This window comes from Pseudoalteromonas xiamenensis (assembly GCF_030994125.1).
GTDB lineage: Bacteria > Pseudomonadota > Gammaproteobacteria > Enterobacterales > Alteromonadaceae > Pseudoalteromonas > Pseudoalteromonas xiamenensis_B.
In genome coordinates this window covers 805,397-819,030 of sequence record NZ_CP099918.1, presented here as the reverse complement: position 1 = coordinate 819,030, position 13,634 = coordinate 805,397, and the positions used below count along the sequence as shown (strand labels likewise).

Sequence of the window (13,634 nt, the reverse complement as noted above, 5' to 3'; positions counted from 1 at the left end):
AGCAAAGAATTTATAAAAATGGATTGATATGAAAAAACTATTTCCCCTTACGCTTCTCAGTATTGCAATTTTATCAGGCTGTAATTCAACACCATCTCAAGTTTATTCAAGCACCGATTCTGCGCTGGCATTAGCTCCACTCGTGGTCAGTCCTAACGATACGCGCCAATACAAAACATTAACGCTCACTAATGGCATCGACGTTATCTTAGTATCTGATCCTAGTGCGGAAAAATCCGCTGCAGCGTTAAGCGTTGGGGTTGGGCTTTTACATGACCCAATGTCGCAACAGGGTCTAGCGCATTATCTCGAGCACATGCTGTTTTTGGGGACTGAGAAATATCCTGATACCAAAGGCTATTCAGAATTCATGACTAAAAATGGCGGAGACCAAAATGCATATACGTGGTTGGACATTACTAATTACATGTTCAAAGTAAATAACGACGCGTATGGCGAAGCGCTCGACCGCTTCTCTGACTTTTTTAAAGCTCCTAAGCTATATCCCGAATATTCTGATAAAGAAAAGCACGCCGTAAACGCCGAATGGTCGATGCGCCGCGAAATGGACTTTTTTGGGCAGTATAAACTGGCTCGCAACATGATGGGCGACCATCCGGCAAATCGATTCTTGATCGGAAACTTAGAAACGCTAGGTGATAAAGACACGAGCAAACTGCACACCGAAATGGTTAACTTTTACGATAAATATTATTCGTCAAACATCATGAAAGTCGCAATGATTTCAAACAAATCCATTGCTGAAATGGAGAAGCTCGCTGAACAGTATTTCTCGGACATTAAGAATAAAAACATTGACCGACCTAAAGTAGAGCAGAAGCTAGATTTGTCTAAAGTGGCTGGGAAGAAGATTTTTTACAAGCCTAAAGAAGATGTAAAACAGATAAAACTTGATTTCACCATCGACAATAATATGGAACAGTTTGCTGCGAAACCGAACTATTTCGTAACGTACTTAATTGCCAATGAAATGGCTGGAAGCCCCGCCCAAATCCTCAAGCAACAAGGGTGGGTTAGTCAGTTATCTGCAGGTACAGAACCAGATCTTTATGGTAACTATGGGTCGCTGACGGTAAATATTGAATTAACTGATGAGGGTATGAAACACCGCGAGGAAATCGTAGCAACGGTGATGAACTACATCAACTTAGTTAAAGACAAAGGCATTGATAGTAAATATTTCCACGAAATTAAAACAGCGTTACAAAACCAATTCCGCTTTCTTGAAAAGGGAGACGAATTTAATTACGTCAGTAACCTCACTGACAGCATGCAGAAATATCCTTTGCAACATGTCATCGACGCTGGTTTCCATTATGCGGGATTCGATGCAAAGGCGGTTCGCAATGTATTAAATAGCTTAAATGATAAGTCTGTTCGAATCTGGTATGTGTCAAAACAGGAAGAAACTGATAGCAAGCTGCATTTTTACGATGGCGAATATCGAATCGAACCTATTTCACCTGACGAGGTGAAATCTTGGCATGAAAAGAGCCAGTTTGCTTTGCAATTGCCAAGTGTAAACAAATTATTACCCGAGAGCTTTGATATTAAAGAATCGCTCGCGAATAGCGGTCAGACTCCCGCTATTATGTTCGATAAACCAGGTTTAACAATTTGGCATTTGGGTAGTCAGAACTTCGCGCATCAGCCAAAAGGCTCTTTGGATATTTCAATCAATACGCCGCTTGCGACACAAAATGAAAAAAATGCGATTCTGTTTGCCGTTTGGGCAGATCTTTACAACTTACAACAAAGTAAGCTCATCACCGAAGCGTCGGTAGCGGGTGTCCCTTTCTCCTTGTCTGCGAGCAATGGTCTATCTTTAAACATATCAGGTTTTACGGATAAGCAATCGGTTCTACTCGAGGAAGCGTTAAAAGCACTCAAGATAAAAGTGGATGAGCAGAGTTTTAATCAGGCGCTAGAAAGACAACGTCAGGCTATTTTTAATCAGGGTCAGCAATTTCCGATATATCAGGCGTTTGGAAAGCTTTCTGAGCTGGTGGTGAACTCAAGCTTTGATGACAAGTCTGTGTTAGAAGCGCTTAACCACGTCACCCTCAAAGACTTTGAACAGCTTCAAAAGTCAACATTTGAACAACATCAAACACGCGTTTTCAGTTTTGGTAATTACGATCAAGCTGATATCGATCAAATGGCAAAACTATTAGACAAAACGCTTGCGCCGAAGCGCGTTACCGCGTTTCAAAAAGCCAAGTATTGGAAGCCTGAATCTGAGCAAGTACTCGTTTGGAATGAAGACTTAACGGTTGCTGATGTGGCTATTGTAGACATGTTCATGAACCCAACGCCAGGGTACAAAGCAAAAGCGGCTGCGGCTGTATTACAAGGTCATATTGGTACGGCGGTGTTTGAAAAGCTGAGAACAGAAGAGCAACTAGCCTATGCGGTTGGTGCTTCTGCACGCGCAATCAATGAATACTCAGGTCTTGCGTTTTACATTCAAACGCCGGTCAAAAATGTTGCAGACATGCAAAAGCGCTTTGACGAATACAAACACGAGTATGCGCAGGAGTTGGCGACGTTAGACTCAGAAACATTCTCGAAACTCAAGAATGCAGTGTTAGTTTCATTAAAAGAACCAGCCAAAAATTTAAGTGATGAAGTGTCTCCATTTATTCGTGACTGGTATAAAGAAAATTACAACTATGACTCAAAGGCGAAGTTAATTGCTGCAGTTGAACAGATAACGATTGATGACGTAAAACGTTACTACCAAGAGACCGTAATGAATGACAAAGCCGCTCGCTTAAACATACAACTTCGTGGTAAAAAGTTTGCCTCAGAACCCTTTGCACAACTTGAAGGTCAAAAACAAATTGAATCAGTTGATGCGATGAAAGAGCAAGTGAAGTTCCAATTGTAGGATAGAAACCGTGTTAAGTACCCCTAGAACCAAAATTCGAAAAGCGCAGATAGATGACGTTGATTTTATATTTAAATTGCTCAACGAAGAGGGCTTTTTGCGATTTATTGGTGATAGGGGTATTAAACAAAAAGAAGATGCGGAGAAGTATATTGAATCCGCCTTTTTTAACTCTTACGCGACGCATGGATTGTGTTCGCCCTTTATCGTTTCGGATATAGAAGGTCGAGCAGTGGGGATTGCGGGATTTTACCATCGCCCAAGCATGCAGTGTCCTGATTTAGGTTTTGCATTTTTAAAAGAAATTGAAGGACAAGGTTACGCTTTTGAAGCATGCCAGGAAATTCTTTCATTTGCAGCTAACTCGTTAAAACTAAAGACGGTTGCCGGTATTTTGATGCCCTCTAACCATCGCTCGAGGTCTTTATTGAATAGATTAGGATTCAAGGAACTGGGTAATATCGTTATTAACCCAAATTTGGAAAAAGTGTTGTTGATGCACGTCGATTTATTGACTTAAGTGTATGTTTAAGTAAAAGAATACAACCACAGTTGACAATTATCATCGAACGAAGATTATGACAAAGCCCGTTAAGCAAAGCATAGGTAGTATCGCCCTCGTTGTGAAAAACTACGACGATGCAATTGAATTCTATACACAGAAGCTACAATTTACCTTGGTTGAAGATACCGATTTAGGCGGCGGGAAACGTTGGGTATTGGTCTCACCCCCGAATTCAAATGGGACAAATCTCCTGCTTGCAAAAGCAACAACAAGAGAGCAAATAGCGACTATTGGTTATCAAACGGGAGGTCGAGTTTTCTTATTTTTACATACCAATGATTTCTGGCGAGATTACGAATCAATGCGTAATAAAGGGGTTACATTTAATGAAACCCCAAGGATAGAGCCCTATGGTACCGTTGCCGTGTTTCAAGATTTATACGGTAATAAATGGGACCTTTTACAGCTTGATGCTGAATCTGACCGTATTTAAGGTCTATTCATTAATTAATGACTTTCAGCGCTTTGCATTAAATTTAGTTTATCTTCAATCAACGCGACCAGTTTATCCAAATTCAACTGGTGGGATTTGACCAGTTCCGAGAAACCTTCTTGAGCTAAAGATTGCTCAAAGCCAAAAGAAAACTGACCTTTAAGTTCCTTTTCGCTGTTTTCTAATTGATATAAATAAAACATGCCTGAAAGCGATGCTTTATTTGATTTTGTTCCCGCGAGTTGGTCTATTCTAACGTCCACAATCCAACTTGAATTGAGTGATTTTGTTGATTTTCCACTCGGCGTGAATATAAACTGGGATTCTTCGCGATTTAGTGTCGCAAGTAAATATTGAGTGACCAATTTGCTAGGGCTTGAGGCCCATTGGTGATAGTTTGCGAGGTGCGTTACACCTGAATCTAATATCTGCACCAAAGAAGGGTTATCTGAGACACCGACAATATCGACATTTTTGACTAAAACGGAGTGTTTGTCTGTCGAATTAAACACAACGCCCTGATTTAAGAGCGGTGCATTAAATTGGTAGTAGTAGGTCTCGCTAACAGGGGTAGGTGCACACGCCGACAGAACCAGCAATGTACACGCTGAAGTGATAATCGAGAAGGCTCTCATTTATTTACCACCAGGCACAGGGTCTAGTTGCATTTGATTATTGAACAACAACATATTCGGTTGTTCTTTAAACCCCTTGGTAAGTGGCTTCAATGTCTGACTGAGTTCTTCAAGCTCAGAAAGTGTTGTTGTTAATTGATCAACCATATCTGAACCTTGTTGATAGTTCGTCAAAGTGCCTTCAAATTGTTTAAGGCTACTAGTCAGTTGATCTAAAGTTGCTTTTAAGCTGTCTAAATTCGTTGTCATTTTGGTTGCAGCGCCATTGTTGTTTAACTCTTCAATAGTCGCGTTTAGGTTTGAAGCTAAGGCCTTATATTCCCCAATTGCGCTATTTAGGCTTGAAACAGTTGTTTCAATTGGCAAGGCATTTAATTTTGTGAGCAAACTGTTAACTTGTTCACTTATCGCCGTAAAACCACTCGTAATACTTGGCAGCACGGGGTAATACGCATTTTTTCTCATCCTTGCAGGAGGTGCACTAGGATACATATCTAAGTCCACGTATGCACCACCTGTTAAAAAATTACCACTTTTTAACGAAGCGCGCAAACCAGAATTAATCCATTTTTCTATGTTAGTATGCCAAAAAGTACGGGCTTCTTTACTATTTTCGAATATTCGGCCGTATTCAACGCGGATTACAACCGGAATCGAGGTCTCATCCGTTCTAAAATGCAAAGGTTTGCCATTAACTAAAATGTTAGCGGGTGCTTGAGACACCGTTCCTACGCGCATTCCTCGATATTCGACTGGTGCACCGACGTTCAAGCCCCGAATGGACTGTTCAAATTCAATTACGTAATAATCAAAATCGTTGAAGCGCTGTTCTAGTGCTTGGTTGTAGGTGCTGAATAAAGGAAAGGTGCTTCCTTCCGAAACGGTGTTTCCTTTCGATTTACCTGGAGGGTAATCTAGCGAAACGCCACCTTTTAGCAGTTTAGACAAAGAGCCTGTATTAACACTGATGCCATCAACAGACAAATCGACGCTAAGCCCTGAACTCAACCAAAAAATGGTATTGTCGGCGATTAGACTGTCGTAAGGCGCATAAATGAAAAGACCATATTCCATTGACTGGGTTTCAACATCGAACTCCGCAGTTTCAATTTGGCCAATTTTATAGTTTCGGAAAAACAAACCTGTTGCGACATCCAGTACCTCGCCACCTTTGCTTTGTAGCTTGTAACGTCGACCATCAACATCATTGGAAATCAGTGCAGGGCCATCTGAGAGCTCGAATAGATTTGCGTTGTTGTCGGATTTTCCGGGAAGAAATTCAAGGTACATTCCTGACAAAAGTGTACTCATCCCAGAAATACCAGATTCATCTATTCTTGGTTTAACAACCCAAATCTTGCTGTCTTCTTTAAGTATGTCCGAATACTCGGTTTCTATGCGTGCTCGGGCGACGACGGTGTTGCGTTCGATTTCTAAGCGTAACGAGTCGATGAGTCCGATTTTTACATTTTTGACCTTTATTTCCGTTTTTCCAGCAACAATACCCTCAGCATCATTCATGGTAATGAAAATGGTCTGCCCTTGGCGCAAATGGTGTTGATACAACATCCATAAAGCGACGAGCAGTGCAACCAACGGTAACAGCCAGATATAAGAAAGTTTGGACTTTTCTTGTTTAATAATCGGATCAGCCATGAATTTCCTTTGGATTGTCCCAAATGAGTCTAGGATCGAAATAATGAACAGCCATGATTTGTGTAAACACCATTAAGGCGAAGAATACTACACCAATGTCAGCGGTAACTGACATAAAAACACCGAGTTGTACTAACGATACCAAGAATATAACCACAAAAACATCAATCATTGACCACTTTCCAATGAGCTCAATGTAACGGTAAATTTGCGTATATTGGTGGGAACGCGAGTGACTAAGCTGATTGACTTGGTAAAGCAACACGCCAATCGCAACGAGCTTTACTACAGGTATCATAATACTTGCGATGAAAATCACAATGGCAATAGGGTAAGAGCCACTGTCCCAAAGTTGCAGCACACCGGTAAAAATGGTCGAAGGGATAGATTCATGCAATTGTTGCGTATTCATTATAGGTAGTAAGTTCGCTGGGAAAAACAAAATGATACTTGTTGCCAGCCAAGCGGAGACTTTTGTGAGGCTTTCTGGTTTTCGAGAATAAAGTAGTGTATGGCATCTCGGGCAAAAAACGTCTCTAGATATTTGGCTACAGGTAGGACAGCATTTTATGCCTTGAGAGGACGCCGTTTGTGTTTTATCTACGCCATCGGGCGAGGTGTAAGGTGATATTCTTTCCCACAAATTGTCTAAATGTATCAAATTCAGCATTTGAATAAAGCACGCAACAAAACCGCCATATGCCCAAAAGCTTGGGCCGAACTCAATATCAGCTAACACCATTAGTTTGATAAGGCTTACTAAAATTGCGATGAGAAATATCTCAGACATGTTCCAAGGTTCGGCATAAGTCAGTAACTTTGTCAGCCTACGGGCGAAGGAAAGTTGTACATTGTTCCAGATTGGCGAGTACATCATAAGTACAGTGCCTAAAATAATGCTTGGGAACACGATAACAAATAATGAAAGGAATACGGCGAGCGTTTTAGCATCGTGTTCGCCTAATGTAGGTATTGCGGTAAGAAGCGTAACAGAGTGTTTAATACCACCCATAGAAAATGAAATAAATTCGTAGCTTAAACTTGATATTAATAACACAAGCGCAGAGAGCGCGAAGGCAAAGACAGATTGAGTTGAAGACGTCTTGGGTGCTTGGATGGGGGCTTTACAAAACCCACAATACGCCTTCTGTCCACAACGCAGTGGGGGAAGTTCCGAAAAATGGTCGCAGTGTCTACAAACAATGAGTTTTGGCATGTATCACTTATCCGCTGCAAATAGTTTTGCGTTTGACAATATAGTTTGTGATTATGGATTATAATAACACCAGTTGCCTAAACGGTTAAGGGATGAAAATGAAGCAGCTATTTGTGCTATGTATTCTGTTGCTTGGTTTTCAGGTAAACGCGAGTGGTTATAACAGTGACGTTAGTATCAAGTCGACGCAATTAGTTATTGCGGCCAGTGGATTCGTCCCGCCTTATGTCATTCAGCAAAGCGATAGTGGTTACCAATTGGAGCTAATTAAAGCCTCGTTGCGGACGCAAGGGATAGAAAATATAGAATTTGTTTATATGTCTAACAAGCGCGCCGAGCAGGCCTTAAAGTCAGGCATGGTAGACGTTGCTGTAAACCTACCGAATACTTTTGGTGGTAAAGTGTTCGCCAGTGATACTTTACTTAGCTATCAAAATGTCGCGATTAGTCTTAAAGAAAATGGCTATCGGATTGAAACAGCACAGGATCTCAAAGGATTTGGCGTCGTGGCATTTCAAAACGCAAGTGCATTTTTAGGTAATGAATATCGCCTAGCAACAAAACAACTTAGATCCTATGAGGAAATCGTCAACCAATTTGCACAGGTTGAATTACTTATGAAAGGTTGGGCCGATGTGATAGTGATGGAACGTCGGATCTTCGAATATTACTTGGCAAAATACGCAAAAAAACATCCGACTAAAGATGTCGTTTTTCACCCGTTGTTTAATCCCGCACCTAGACCTATCTACTTCCTAAGTGAATCCATGCGTGATGTATTTAATTTGGGCTTAAACGAAATAAAAATTACGGGTGAATACCAAGCCATCTTGGCAACGAATGGACGAATTTACGCAAAACGCTGAGGGACAAGTGAGGATCGCATAGGTTATGCGATCCTATTTTGGTGTTTGGCGGTGGACTACTCAAAAACCGCAACGGTTTGACGACTAATCGCCAATAACTTCCCGTCTTGACTCCAAATATTTGCATCCTCAAGTCCGTAACCATTGGCGCTGTGATGAGTAATCGCTTCAAATCCTAGCCAAGTATTTGCATCGAGACTTATTTCATCAATAAATTCAATATACCAAGACATACTGCTGGCTGGCGCTGGTTTTGAAAATTTTTGAAGAAGTGTAGGAGGCCAAGCGTCGGTAAGTGCCGCCACGTGCATTTCATTCATTGCCGTGTCAGGAGTGCTTTTGAACTTCATCCAACCACCAAGATGTGAGGACGTTGCATTGCTAAAAGGTAATGCTCCCTGTTGAGGGTTCAATGCGACATGCTGGAAAAAGGCTGGCATGATCCCTTCTTGATAGGGCAAAACACGTTCAGGCTGAACTGGTGATAATCCACATTCTTTTGTAATGCCAACTTCAATTCGTGAATCTCGTTTCATCGCATAGCAACCTTGCGCTACAACGCAAACTTGCCCGTTTTGTGTAATTTTAGCTAATAACTGAGTTGCGTTTTTACCTTCTCTTAATACATCAACATCAATATCAAATGAGACTCCAGGCTCAAGAGGCCCAACAAAATTAGTACTTAACGAAAGTAATCTACGTTGGTCCTTGATTTTTTTACTCATCGCACAAATTAACATGGCTGCAGAAATTCCGCCGAATGCCGTACGACCTTGGCACCAATCGGCTGGGAAAGAAAAGTTTTTATTTGAGTCGTTTACTGCGACTTGTTGGATAAGTTGATCAAATGTGGTCATAACGCCTCCTTGAAATAGTGGTTATCTATAGCACATTAAATCTGGTCATACCAGATTGGGGTGAAAAACAAGCGAGTTGGCTAAGAAAAGCTCACTAGTGCATAAAACGGTAAAAAAAATTTAAATTTTTTTACTTGTAACGCTTGAATTAGAAAACACTGACCACATTAATGAGTCATCTAACGTTTTAACGTATGTTTTTAAAGAATTTGAAGTCGGAGAAGATTCATGGGTAAGATTATTGGAATCGATTTAGGTACAACTAACTCTTGTGTTGCTGTACTAGATGGTGATAAGCCACGCGTAATTGAAAATGCTGAAGGCGATCGTACAACCCCGTCCGTTATTGCTTATACAGAAGATGGTGAGACACTTGTCGGTCAACCTGCAAAACGTCAAGCGGTAACAAACCCACGTAATACATTATTCGCAATCAAGCGTCTAATTGGTCGTCGTTTTGAAGACGAAGAAGTACAACGTGATATCAGCATCATGCCTTACACTATCAGCAAAGCTGACAACGGTGATGCATGGGTTGAAGTTCGTGGTAAAAAATTGGCAGCACCGCAGATTTCTGCTGAAGTGCTTAAGAAAATGAAAAAGACAGCTGAGGATTTCCTCGGTGAGCCGGTAACAGAAGCGGTCATCACAGTTCCTGCATACTTTAACGATTCACAACGTCAAGCGACAAAAGACGCTGGTCGTATCGCCGGTCTTGAAGTAAAGCGCATCATCAACGAACCAACGGCGGCTGCACTTGCTTACGGTCTTGACAAAAAGTCAGGTGATAACGTTATCGCTGTTTACGACTTAGGTGGTGGTACGTTCGATATTTCAATCATCGAAATTGACGAAGTTGACGGCGAGCACACGTTTGAAGTTTTAGCGACTAACGGCGATACGCACCTAGGTGGTGAGGACTTTGATACGCGTGTAATCAACTATTTAGCTGAACAGTTTAAGAAAGACCAAGGTATCGATCTTAAAAATGATCCGTTAGCGATGCAACGTGTTAAAGAAGCGGCTGAAAAAGCAAAAATTGAACTTTCATCTGCACAGCAAACTGAAGTGAATCTTCCGTACATCACGGCAGATGCTACAGGTCCTAAGCACATGAACGTTAAGTTAACTCGTGCGAAACTAGAATCATTAGTAGAAGACCTAGTTGCTAAATCAATTGAGCCAGTTAAACGTGCTCTTGCAGACGCTGATTTGTCGGTAAGTGACATCAACGACATCATTCTTGTTGGTGGCCAAACGCGTATGCCATTGGTACAAAAAACGGTATCAGAGTTCTTTGGCAAAGAGCCGCGTAAAGATGTTAACCCTGATGAGGCGGTTGCAGTAGGTGCTGCGGTTCAAGGTGGTGTACTAGCTGGTGACGTTAAAGATGTTCTGCTTCTTGACGTATGCCCACTTTCTCTTGGTATTGAGACCATGGGCCAAGTGATGACGGCACTAATTGAAAAGAACACAACGATCCCAACGAAGAAATCACAAGTGTTCTCTACGGCTGAAGACAATCAATCAGCTGTAACGATCCACGTGCTTCAAGGTGAACGTAAACGTGCGAGCGACAACAAATCACTAGGTCAATTTAACCTAGAAGGTATTCGTCCAGCTTCACGTGGTACGCCACAAATCGAGGTTACATTTGACGTAGATGCTGATGGTATTCTACACGTATCCGCGAAAGACAAGGATACAGGTAAAGAGCAGAAGATCACAATTCAAGCGTCTTCTGGTTTGAGTGAAGACGAAATCGCGAACATGGTACGTGATGCAGAAGCTCATGCAGAAGAAGATAAGAAGTTTGAAGAACTTGTTGGTGCTCGCAACCAAGCTGATGCATTAGTACACGCAACGCGTAAACAAGTCGAAGAAGCCGGTGATGCGTTACCTGCTGAAGATAAAACGGCAATCGAAGCGGCGCTTACTGATTTAGAAGGCGCGATTAAGTCTGGCACTAAAGAAGACATCGATAGCAAAACGCAAGCGCTTGCAGAGAAGTCTCAAAAGCTTATGGAAATTGCACAAGCTAAAGCCCAAGCACAACAAGCGGGTGGTGCTGAGCAAGCGAAATCAAGTAAGCAAGACGACGATGTAGTTGATGCTGAATTTGAAGAAGTGAAAGACGACAAGTAATCGTTGTTGAGTAGGGCGCGCAAGGATGTTTTTCTTTTCGCGCCCTTAGTCTATGTAGAATTTGCCCTTTGGGCGTTGTGCAGCCGTACTGTGCAACAGAATTAATAAGTTGTGTGATAGCAATGTCAAAACGTGATTATTACGAAGTATTGGGCGTAAGCAAAGACGCAAGTGAACGCGATATCAAAAAAGCGTATAAACGACTTGCGATGAAGTACCACCCAGACAGAACTGCGGGTGATACCGAGCTCGAAGCGAAATTCAAAGAAGTGAAAGAAGCTTACGAAGTCCTGACTGACGATAAAAAACGCCAGATGTATGATCAATACGGCCATGCTGCGTTTGAACAAGGTGGTGGTCAAGGTGGCTTTGGCGGTGGACACGCTGACTTTGGAGACATCTTTGGGGACGTATTCGGTGATATTTTTGGAGGCGGTCGCCGCCAATCGCGCCAGCAACGTGGTGCAGATCTCCGTTACAACCTGGATTTAAGTCTAGAAGAAGCCGTACGCGGTAAAGACGTAGAAATTAAAGTTCCAACTTGGGTGTCATGTAAACCTTGTGATGGCAGCGGTGCAAAACCTGGTACTAAGCCAAAAACGTGTACGACGTGTCATGGTGCTGGACAAGTACAAATGCGTCAGGGTTTCTTTGCTGTACAGCAAACGTGTCCTACGTGTTCGGGTACAGGTCAGATAATTTCTGATCCATGCGATAAATGCCATGGTCAAGGTCGCGTAGAGAAAACGAAAACGTTATCTGTAAAAATTCCAGCCGGTGTTGATACAGGCGATCGTATCCGTTTATCAGGTGAAGGTGAAGCGGGTGTCAGTGGCGCTCCAGCGGGTGACTTGTATGTGCAAGTTACAGTACGCGAACACCCTATATTTGTGCGTGACGGCAACAATCTGTATTGCGAAGTACCTATCAGTTTCTCTACAGCCGCTTTAGGTGGTGAAATTGAAGTCCCTACGCTAGATGGCAGAGCAAAGTTAAAAATACCAGCGGAAAGCCAAACGGGTAAAATGTTCCGTATGCGCGGAAAAGGCGTTAAATCGGTTCGTAGTGGCATGGTTGGTGACTTGATCTGTAAAGTTGTAATCGAAACACCTGTTAATTTGAATGAACGTCAGAAAGAATTGCTACGTGACTTTGAAGAAAGTATGGGTGGTGACAACAGCAAAAATAGCCCGAAAGCACAGGGTTTCTTTGATGGTGTTAAAAAGTTTTTTGATGATTTAACCAAATAAATCAACAAACGAAAACGGTCAACACACAAACGGCGCATTCTGCGCCGTTTTAATTTATCAATAATAAATAGTCGTGTTCACTATTGCATTTACAAGCAACCGTGAGATTTTCTTCGCTACGCATTAGCTTGCCGCCTTTGCAACCAAGCGCACCACATTTTGCGTCACAAGCTAAATTTTGATCCCACAAATTGTATTCATCCGTTAAAAATGCCAAAGTGGATAGTACTAAAAGCAGACAGCTTGCGATAAACACAATTCGAGACTTCATAACTGCAACCTCCCACCAGTGGAATCGATTTATCATCCTGAGGCGTGTTGAAATAGGCTTTCGGTAAGATGATTAAACTGGTGTTATTAGACTTTAGTCTAGTGGCTTTTAAATTCTAGGTAATCGATGTAGAAACAGGGAAAAGTATGACACCAGCAATAAATCTACTAAAAAAGTCTAAGTTTGATTTCACCGTCGTCGAGTTTGACCACGACAAAAACAACACAAATTTCGCTAAAGAAGCAGCTCAAAAATTAGGAATCGACGAAGCTATCGTGTTTAAAACCTTGTTAGTCAACGTCGATGGAAAACTACATGTCGCGGTGACACCGTGCACGAATCAAGTTGATCTTAAACGATTTGCGCAATGTGCTGGAGGAAAAAAAGCGACAATGGCCGATCCTAAAATTGCTGAGCGCACAACGGGATATTTAGTTGGTGGTATAAGCCCATTTGCACAAAAAAAGCGTTTACCGACGCTTCTGCATTACAGTGCCGAAACGGAAGAAAAAATATACGTTAGTGCAGGGAAGCGGGGAGTAGAAGTAGTGATTGAACCCGCAACATTATTGAAATTATGTGCAGCGAAGTATGCCGAGTTTTAACAGAAAATAAGCTTTGAGAAGTTGTTGTGATTGATTTATAGCCTAATATATTAATGCAAAGTTAGTAATTATCCTTTCAAGTGACGTCCAAATCACCATTCAGCGTACATCTGCAAACCAACTATTTATGCAACTAAAACAAATGGATAGCTTGTTTATTATGAAATAATCGTTAATTATTTTGATAGAGTAATTGATCTAATCGAAAATTTATGCCGTAATGT

Annotated in this window: 12 protein-coding genes; 7 read left to right on the top strand and 5 right to left on the bottom strand. The window is 41.7% G+C overall.

Annotation, left to right across the window (positions count from 1 at the left end; genetic code table 11):
• Positions 1-28: 28 nt before the first annotated feature.
• The 3 genes from NI389_RS20625 to NI389_RS20615 are packed head-to-tail and all read left to right on the top strand — an operon-like array spanning position 29 to position 3,909.
• Complete coding sequence (locus tag NI389_RS20625) at positions 29-2,911, top strand: insulinase family protein (protein ID WP_308363401.1); 2,883 nt, start codon at positions 29-31, stop codon at positions 2,909-2,911.
• Between the two features lie 10 nt (positions 2,912-2,921).
• Complete coding sequence (locus tag NI389_RS20620; RefSeq protein WP_308363400.1) at positions 2,922-3,431, top strand: GNAT family N-acetyltransferase; 510 nt, start codon at positions 2,922-2,924, stop codon at positions 3,429-3,431.
• Between the two features lie 58 nt (positions 3,432-3,489).
• Positions 3,490-3,909, top strand: a complete 420-nt coding sequence (locus NI389_RS20615) for a VOC family protein (protein ID WP_308363399.1) — start codon at positions 3,490-3,492, stop codon at positions 3,907-3,909.
• A 14-nt stretch (positions 3,910-3,923) separates the two neighbouring features.
• Here the strand turns inward: NI389_RS20615 and NI389_RS20610 are convergent, their stop codons facing one another.
• Genes NI389_RS20610 through NI389_RS20600 form a run of 3 tightly spaced genes read right to left on the bottom strand, consistent with a single transcriptional unit; the run spans position 3,924 to position 7,416 of the window.
• Positions 3,924-4,544, bottom strand: a complete 621-nt coding sequence (locus NI389_RS20610) for a PqiC family protein (RefSeq protein ID WP_308363397.1) — start codon at positions 4,542-4,544, stop codon at positions 3,924-3,926.
• Entirely contained in the window at positions 4,545-6,200 is a 1,656-nt protein-coding gene (gene pqiB / locus NI389_RS20605) for an intermembrane transport protein PqiB (protein WP_308363396.1), read from the bottom strand.
• Positions 6,193-7,416, bottom strand: a complete 1,224-nt coding sequence (locus NI389_RS20600; RefSeq protein ID WP_308363395.1) for a PqiA/YebS family transporter subunit — start codon at positions 7,414-7,416, stop codon at positions 6,193-6,195. Before NI389_RS20600 ends, pqiB begins: the two co-directional genes overlap by 8 nt.
• 98 nt (positions 7,417-7,514) lie before the next feature.
• Here NI389_RS20600 and NI389_RS20595 point away from each other — a divergent pair, with 98 nt between their 5' ends.
• Positions 7,515-8,282 (top strand): substrate-binding periplasmic protein, encoded by a 768-nt coding sequence (locus tag NI389_RS20595; RefSeq protein ID WP_308363394.1) that lies wholly within the window; start codon positions 7,515-7,517, stop codon positions 8,280-8,282.
• Positions 8,283-8,338: 56 nt separating this feature from the next.
• On the opposite strand, the gene NI389_RS20590 is transcribed toward NI389_RS20595, so the two are convergent.
• Positions 8,339-9,139 carry an acyl-CoA thioesterase gene (locus NI389_RS20590; RefSeq protein WP_308363392.1) on the bottom strand — a complete coding sequence of 267 codons (801 nt, stop codon included), beginning with the start codon at positions 9,137-9,139 and terminating at the stop codon, positions 8,339-8,341.
• 228 nt (positions 9,140-9,367) lie between these two features.
• On the opposite strand from NI389_RS20590, the gene dnaK reads away from it, so the two are divergent.
• Both dnaK and dnaJ read left to right on the top strand, forming a co-directional pair.
• Complete coding sequence (gene dnaK / locus NI389_RS20585) at positions 9,368-11,284, top strand: molecular chaperone DnaK (RefSeq protein ID WP_308363391.1); 1,917 nt, start codon at positions 9,368-9,370, stop codon at positions 11,282-11,284.
• A gap of 122 nt (positions 11,285-11,406) precedes the next feature.
• On the top strand, positions 11,407-12,534 hold the full coding sequence (dnaJ, locus tag NI389_RS20580) for a molecular chaperone DnaJ (RefSeq protein WP_308363390.1): 1,128 nt from the start codon (positions 11,407-11,409) through the stop codon (positions 12,532-12,534).
• A 49-nt stretch (positions 12,535-12,583) separates the two neighbouring features.
• Here the strand turns inward: dnaJ and NI389_RS20575 are convergent, their stop codons facing one another.
• Entirely contained in the window at positions 12,584-12,805 is a 222-nt protein-coding gene (locus tag NI389_RS20575) for a hypothetical protein (RefSeq protein WP_308363389.1), read from the bottom strand.
• 146 nt (positions 12,806-12,951) lie between these two features.
• Here NI389_RS20575 and ybaK point away from each other — a divergent pair, with 146 nt between their 5' ends.
• Positions 12,952-13,410: a Cys-tRNA(Pro) deacylase gene (ybaK, locus tag NI389_RS20570; RefSeq protein WP_308363388.1), complete on the top strand. Its 459-nt coding sequence runs from the start codon at positions 12,952-12,954 to the stop codon at positions 13,408-13,410.
• Positions 13,411-13,634 lie beyond the last annotated feature (224 nt).

Bases quoted from the DNA above. Each gene is read 5' to 3' on its own strand.
- NI389_RS20615 (WP_308363399.1), top strand. From the start codon at position 3,490: ATGACAAAGCCCGTTAAGCAAAGCATAGGTAGTATCGCCCTCGTTGTG.
- pqiB (WP_308363396.1), bottom strand. From the start codon at position 6,200: ATGGCTGATCCGATTATTAAACAAGAAAAGTCCAAACTTTCTTATATC.
- dnaJ (WP_308363390.1), top strand. From the start codon at position 11,407: ATGTCAAAACGTGATTATTACGAAGTATTGGGCGTAAGCAAAGACGCA.
- NI389_RS20625 (WP_308363401.1), top strand. From the start codon at position 29: ATGAAAAAACTATTTCCCCTTACGCTTCTCAGTATTGCAATTTTATCA.
- NI389_RS20610 (WP_308363397.1), bottom strand. From the start codon at position 4,544: ATGAGAGCCTTCTCGATTATCACTTCAGCGTGTACATTGCTGGTTCTG.
- NI389_RS20575 (WP_308363389.1), bottom strand. From the start codon at position 12,805: ATGAAGTCTCGAATTGTGTTTATCGCAAGCTGTCTGCTTTTAGTACTA.
- NI389_RS20595 (WP_308363394.1), top strand. From the start codon at position 7,515: ATGAAGCAGCTATTTGTGCTATGTATTCTGTTGCTTGGTTTTCAGGTA.
- NI389_RS20590 (WP_308363392.1), bottom strand. From the start codon at position 9,139: ATGACCACATTTGATCAACTTATCCAACAAGTCGCAGTAAACGACTCA.
- NI389_RS20600 (WP_308363395.1), bottom strand. From the start codon at position 7,416: ATGCCAAAACTCATTGTTTGTAGACACTGCGACCATTTTTCGGAACTT.
- ybaK (WP_308363388.1), top strand. From the start codon at position 12,952: ATGACACCAGCAATAAATCTACTAAAAAAGTCTAAGTTTGATTTCACC.
- dnaK (WP_308363391.1), top strand. From the start codon at position 9,368: ATGGGTAAGATTATTGGAATCGATTTAGGTACAACTAACTCTTGTGTT.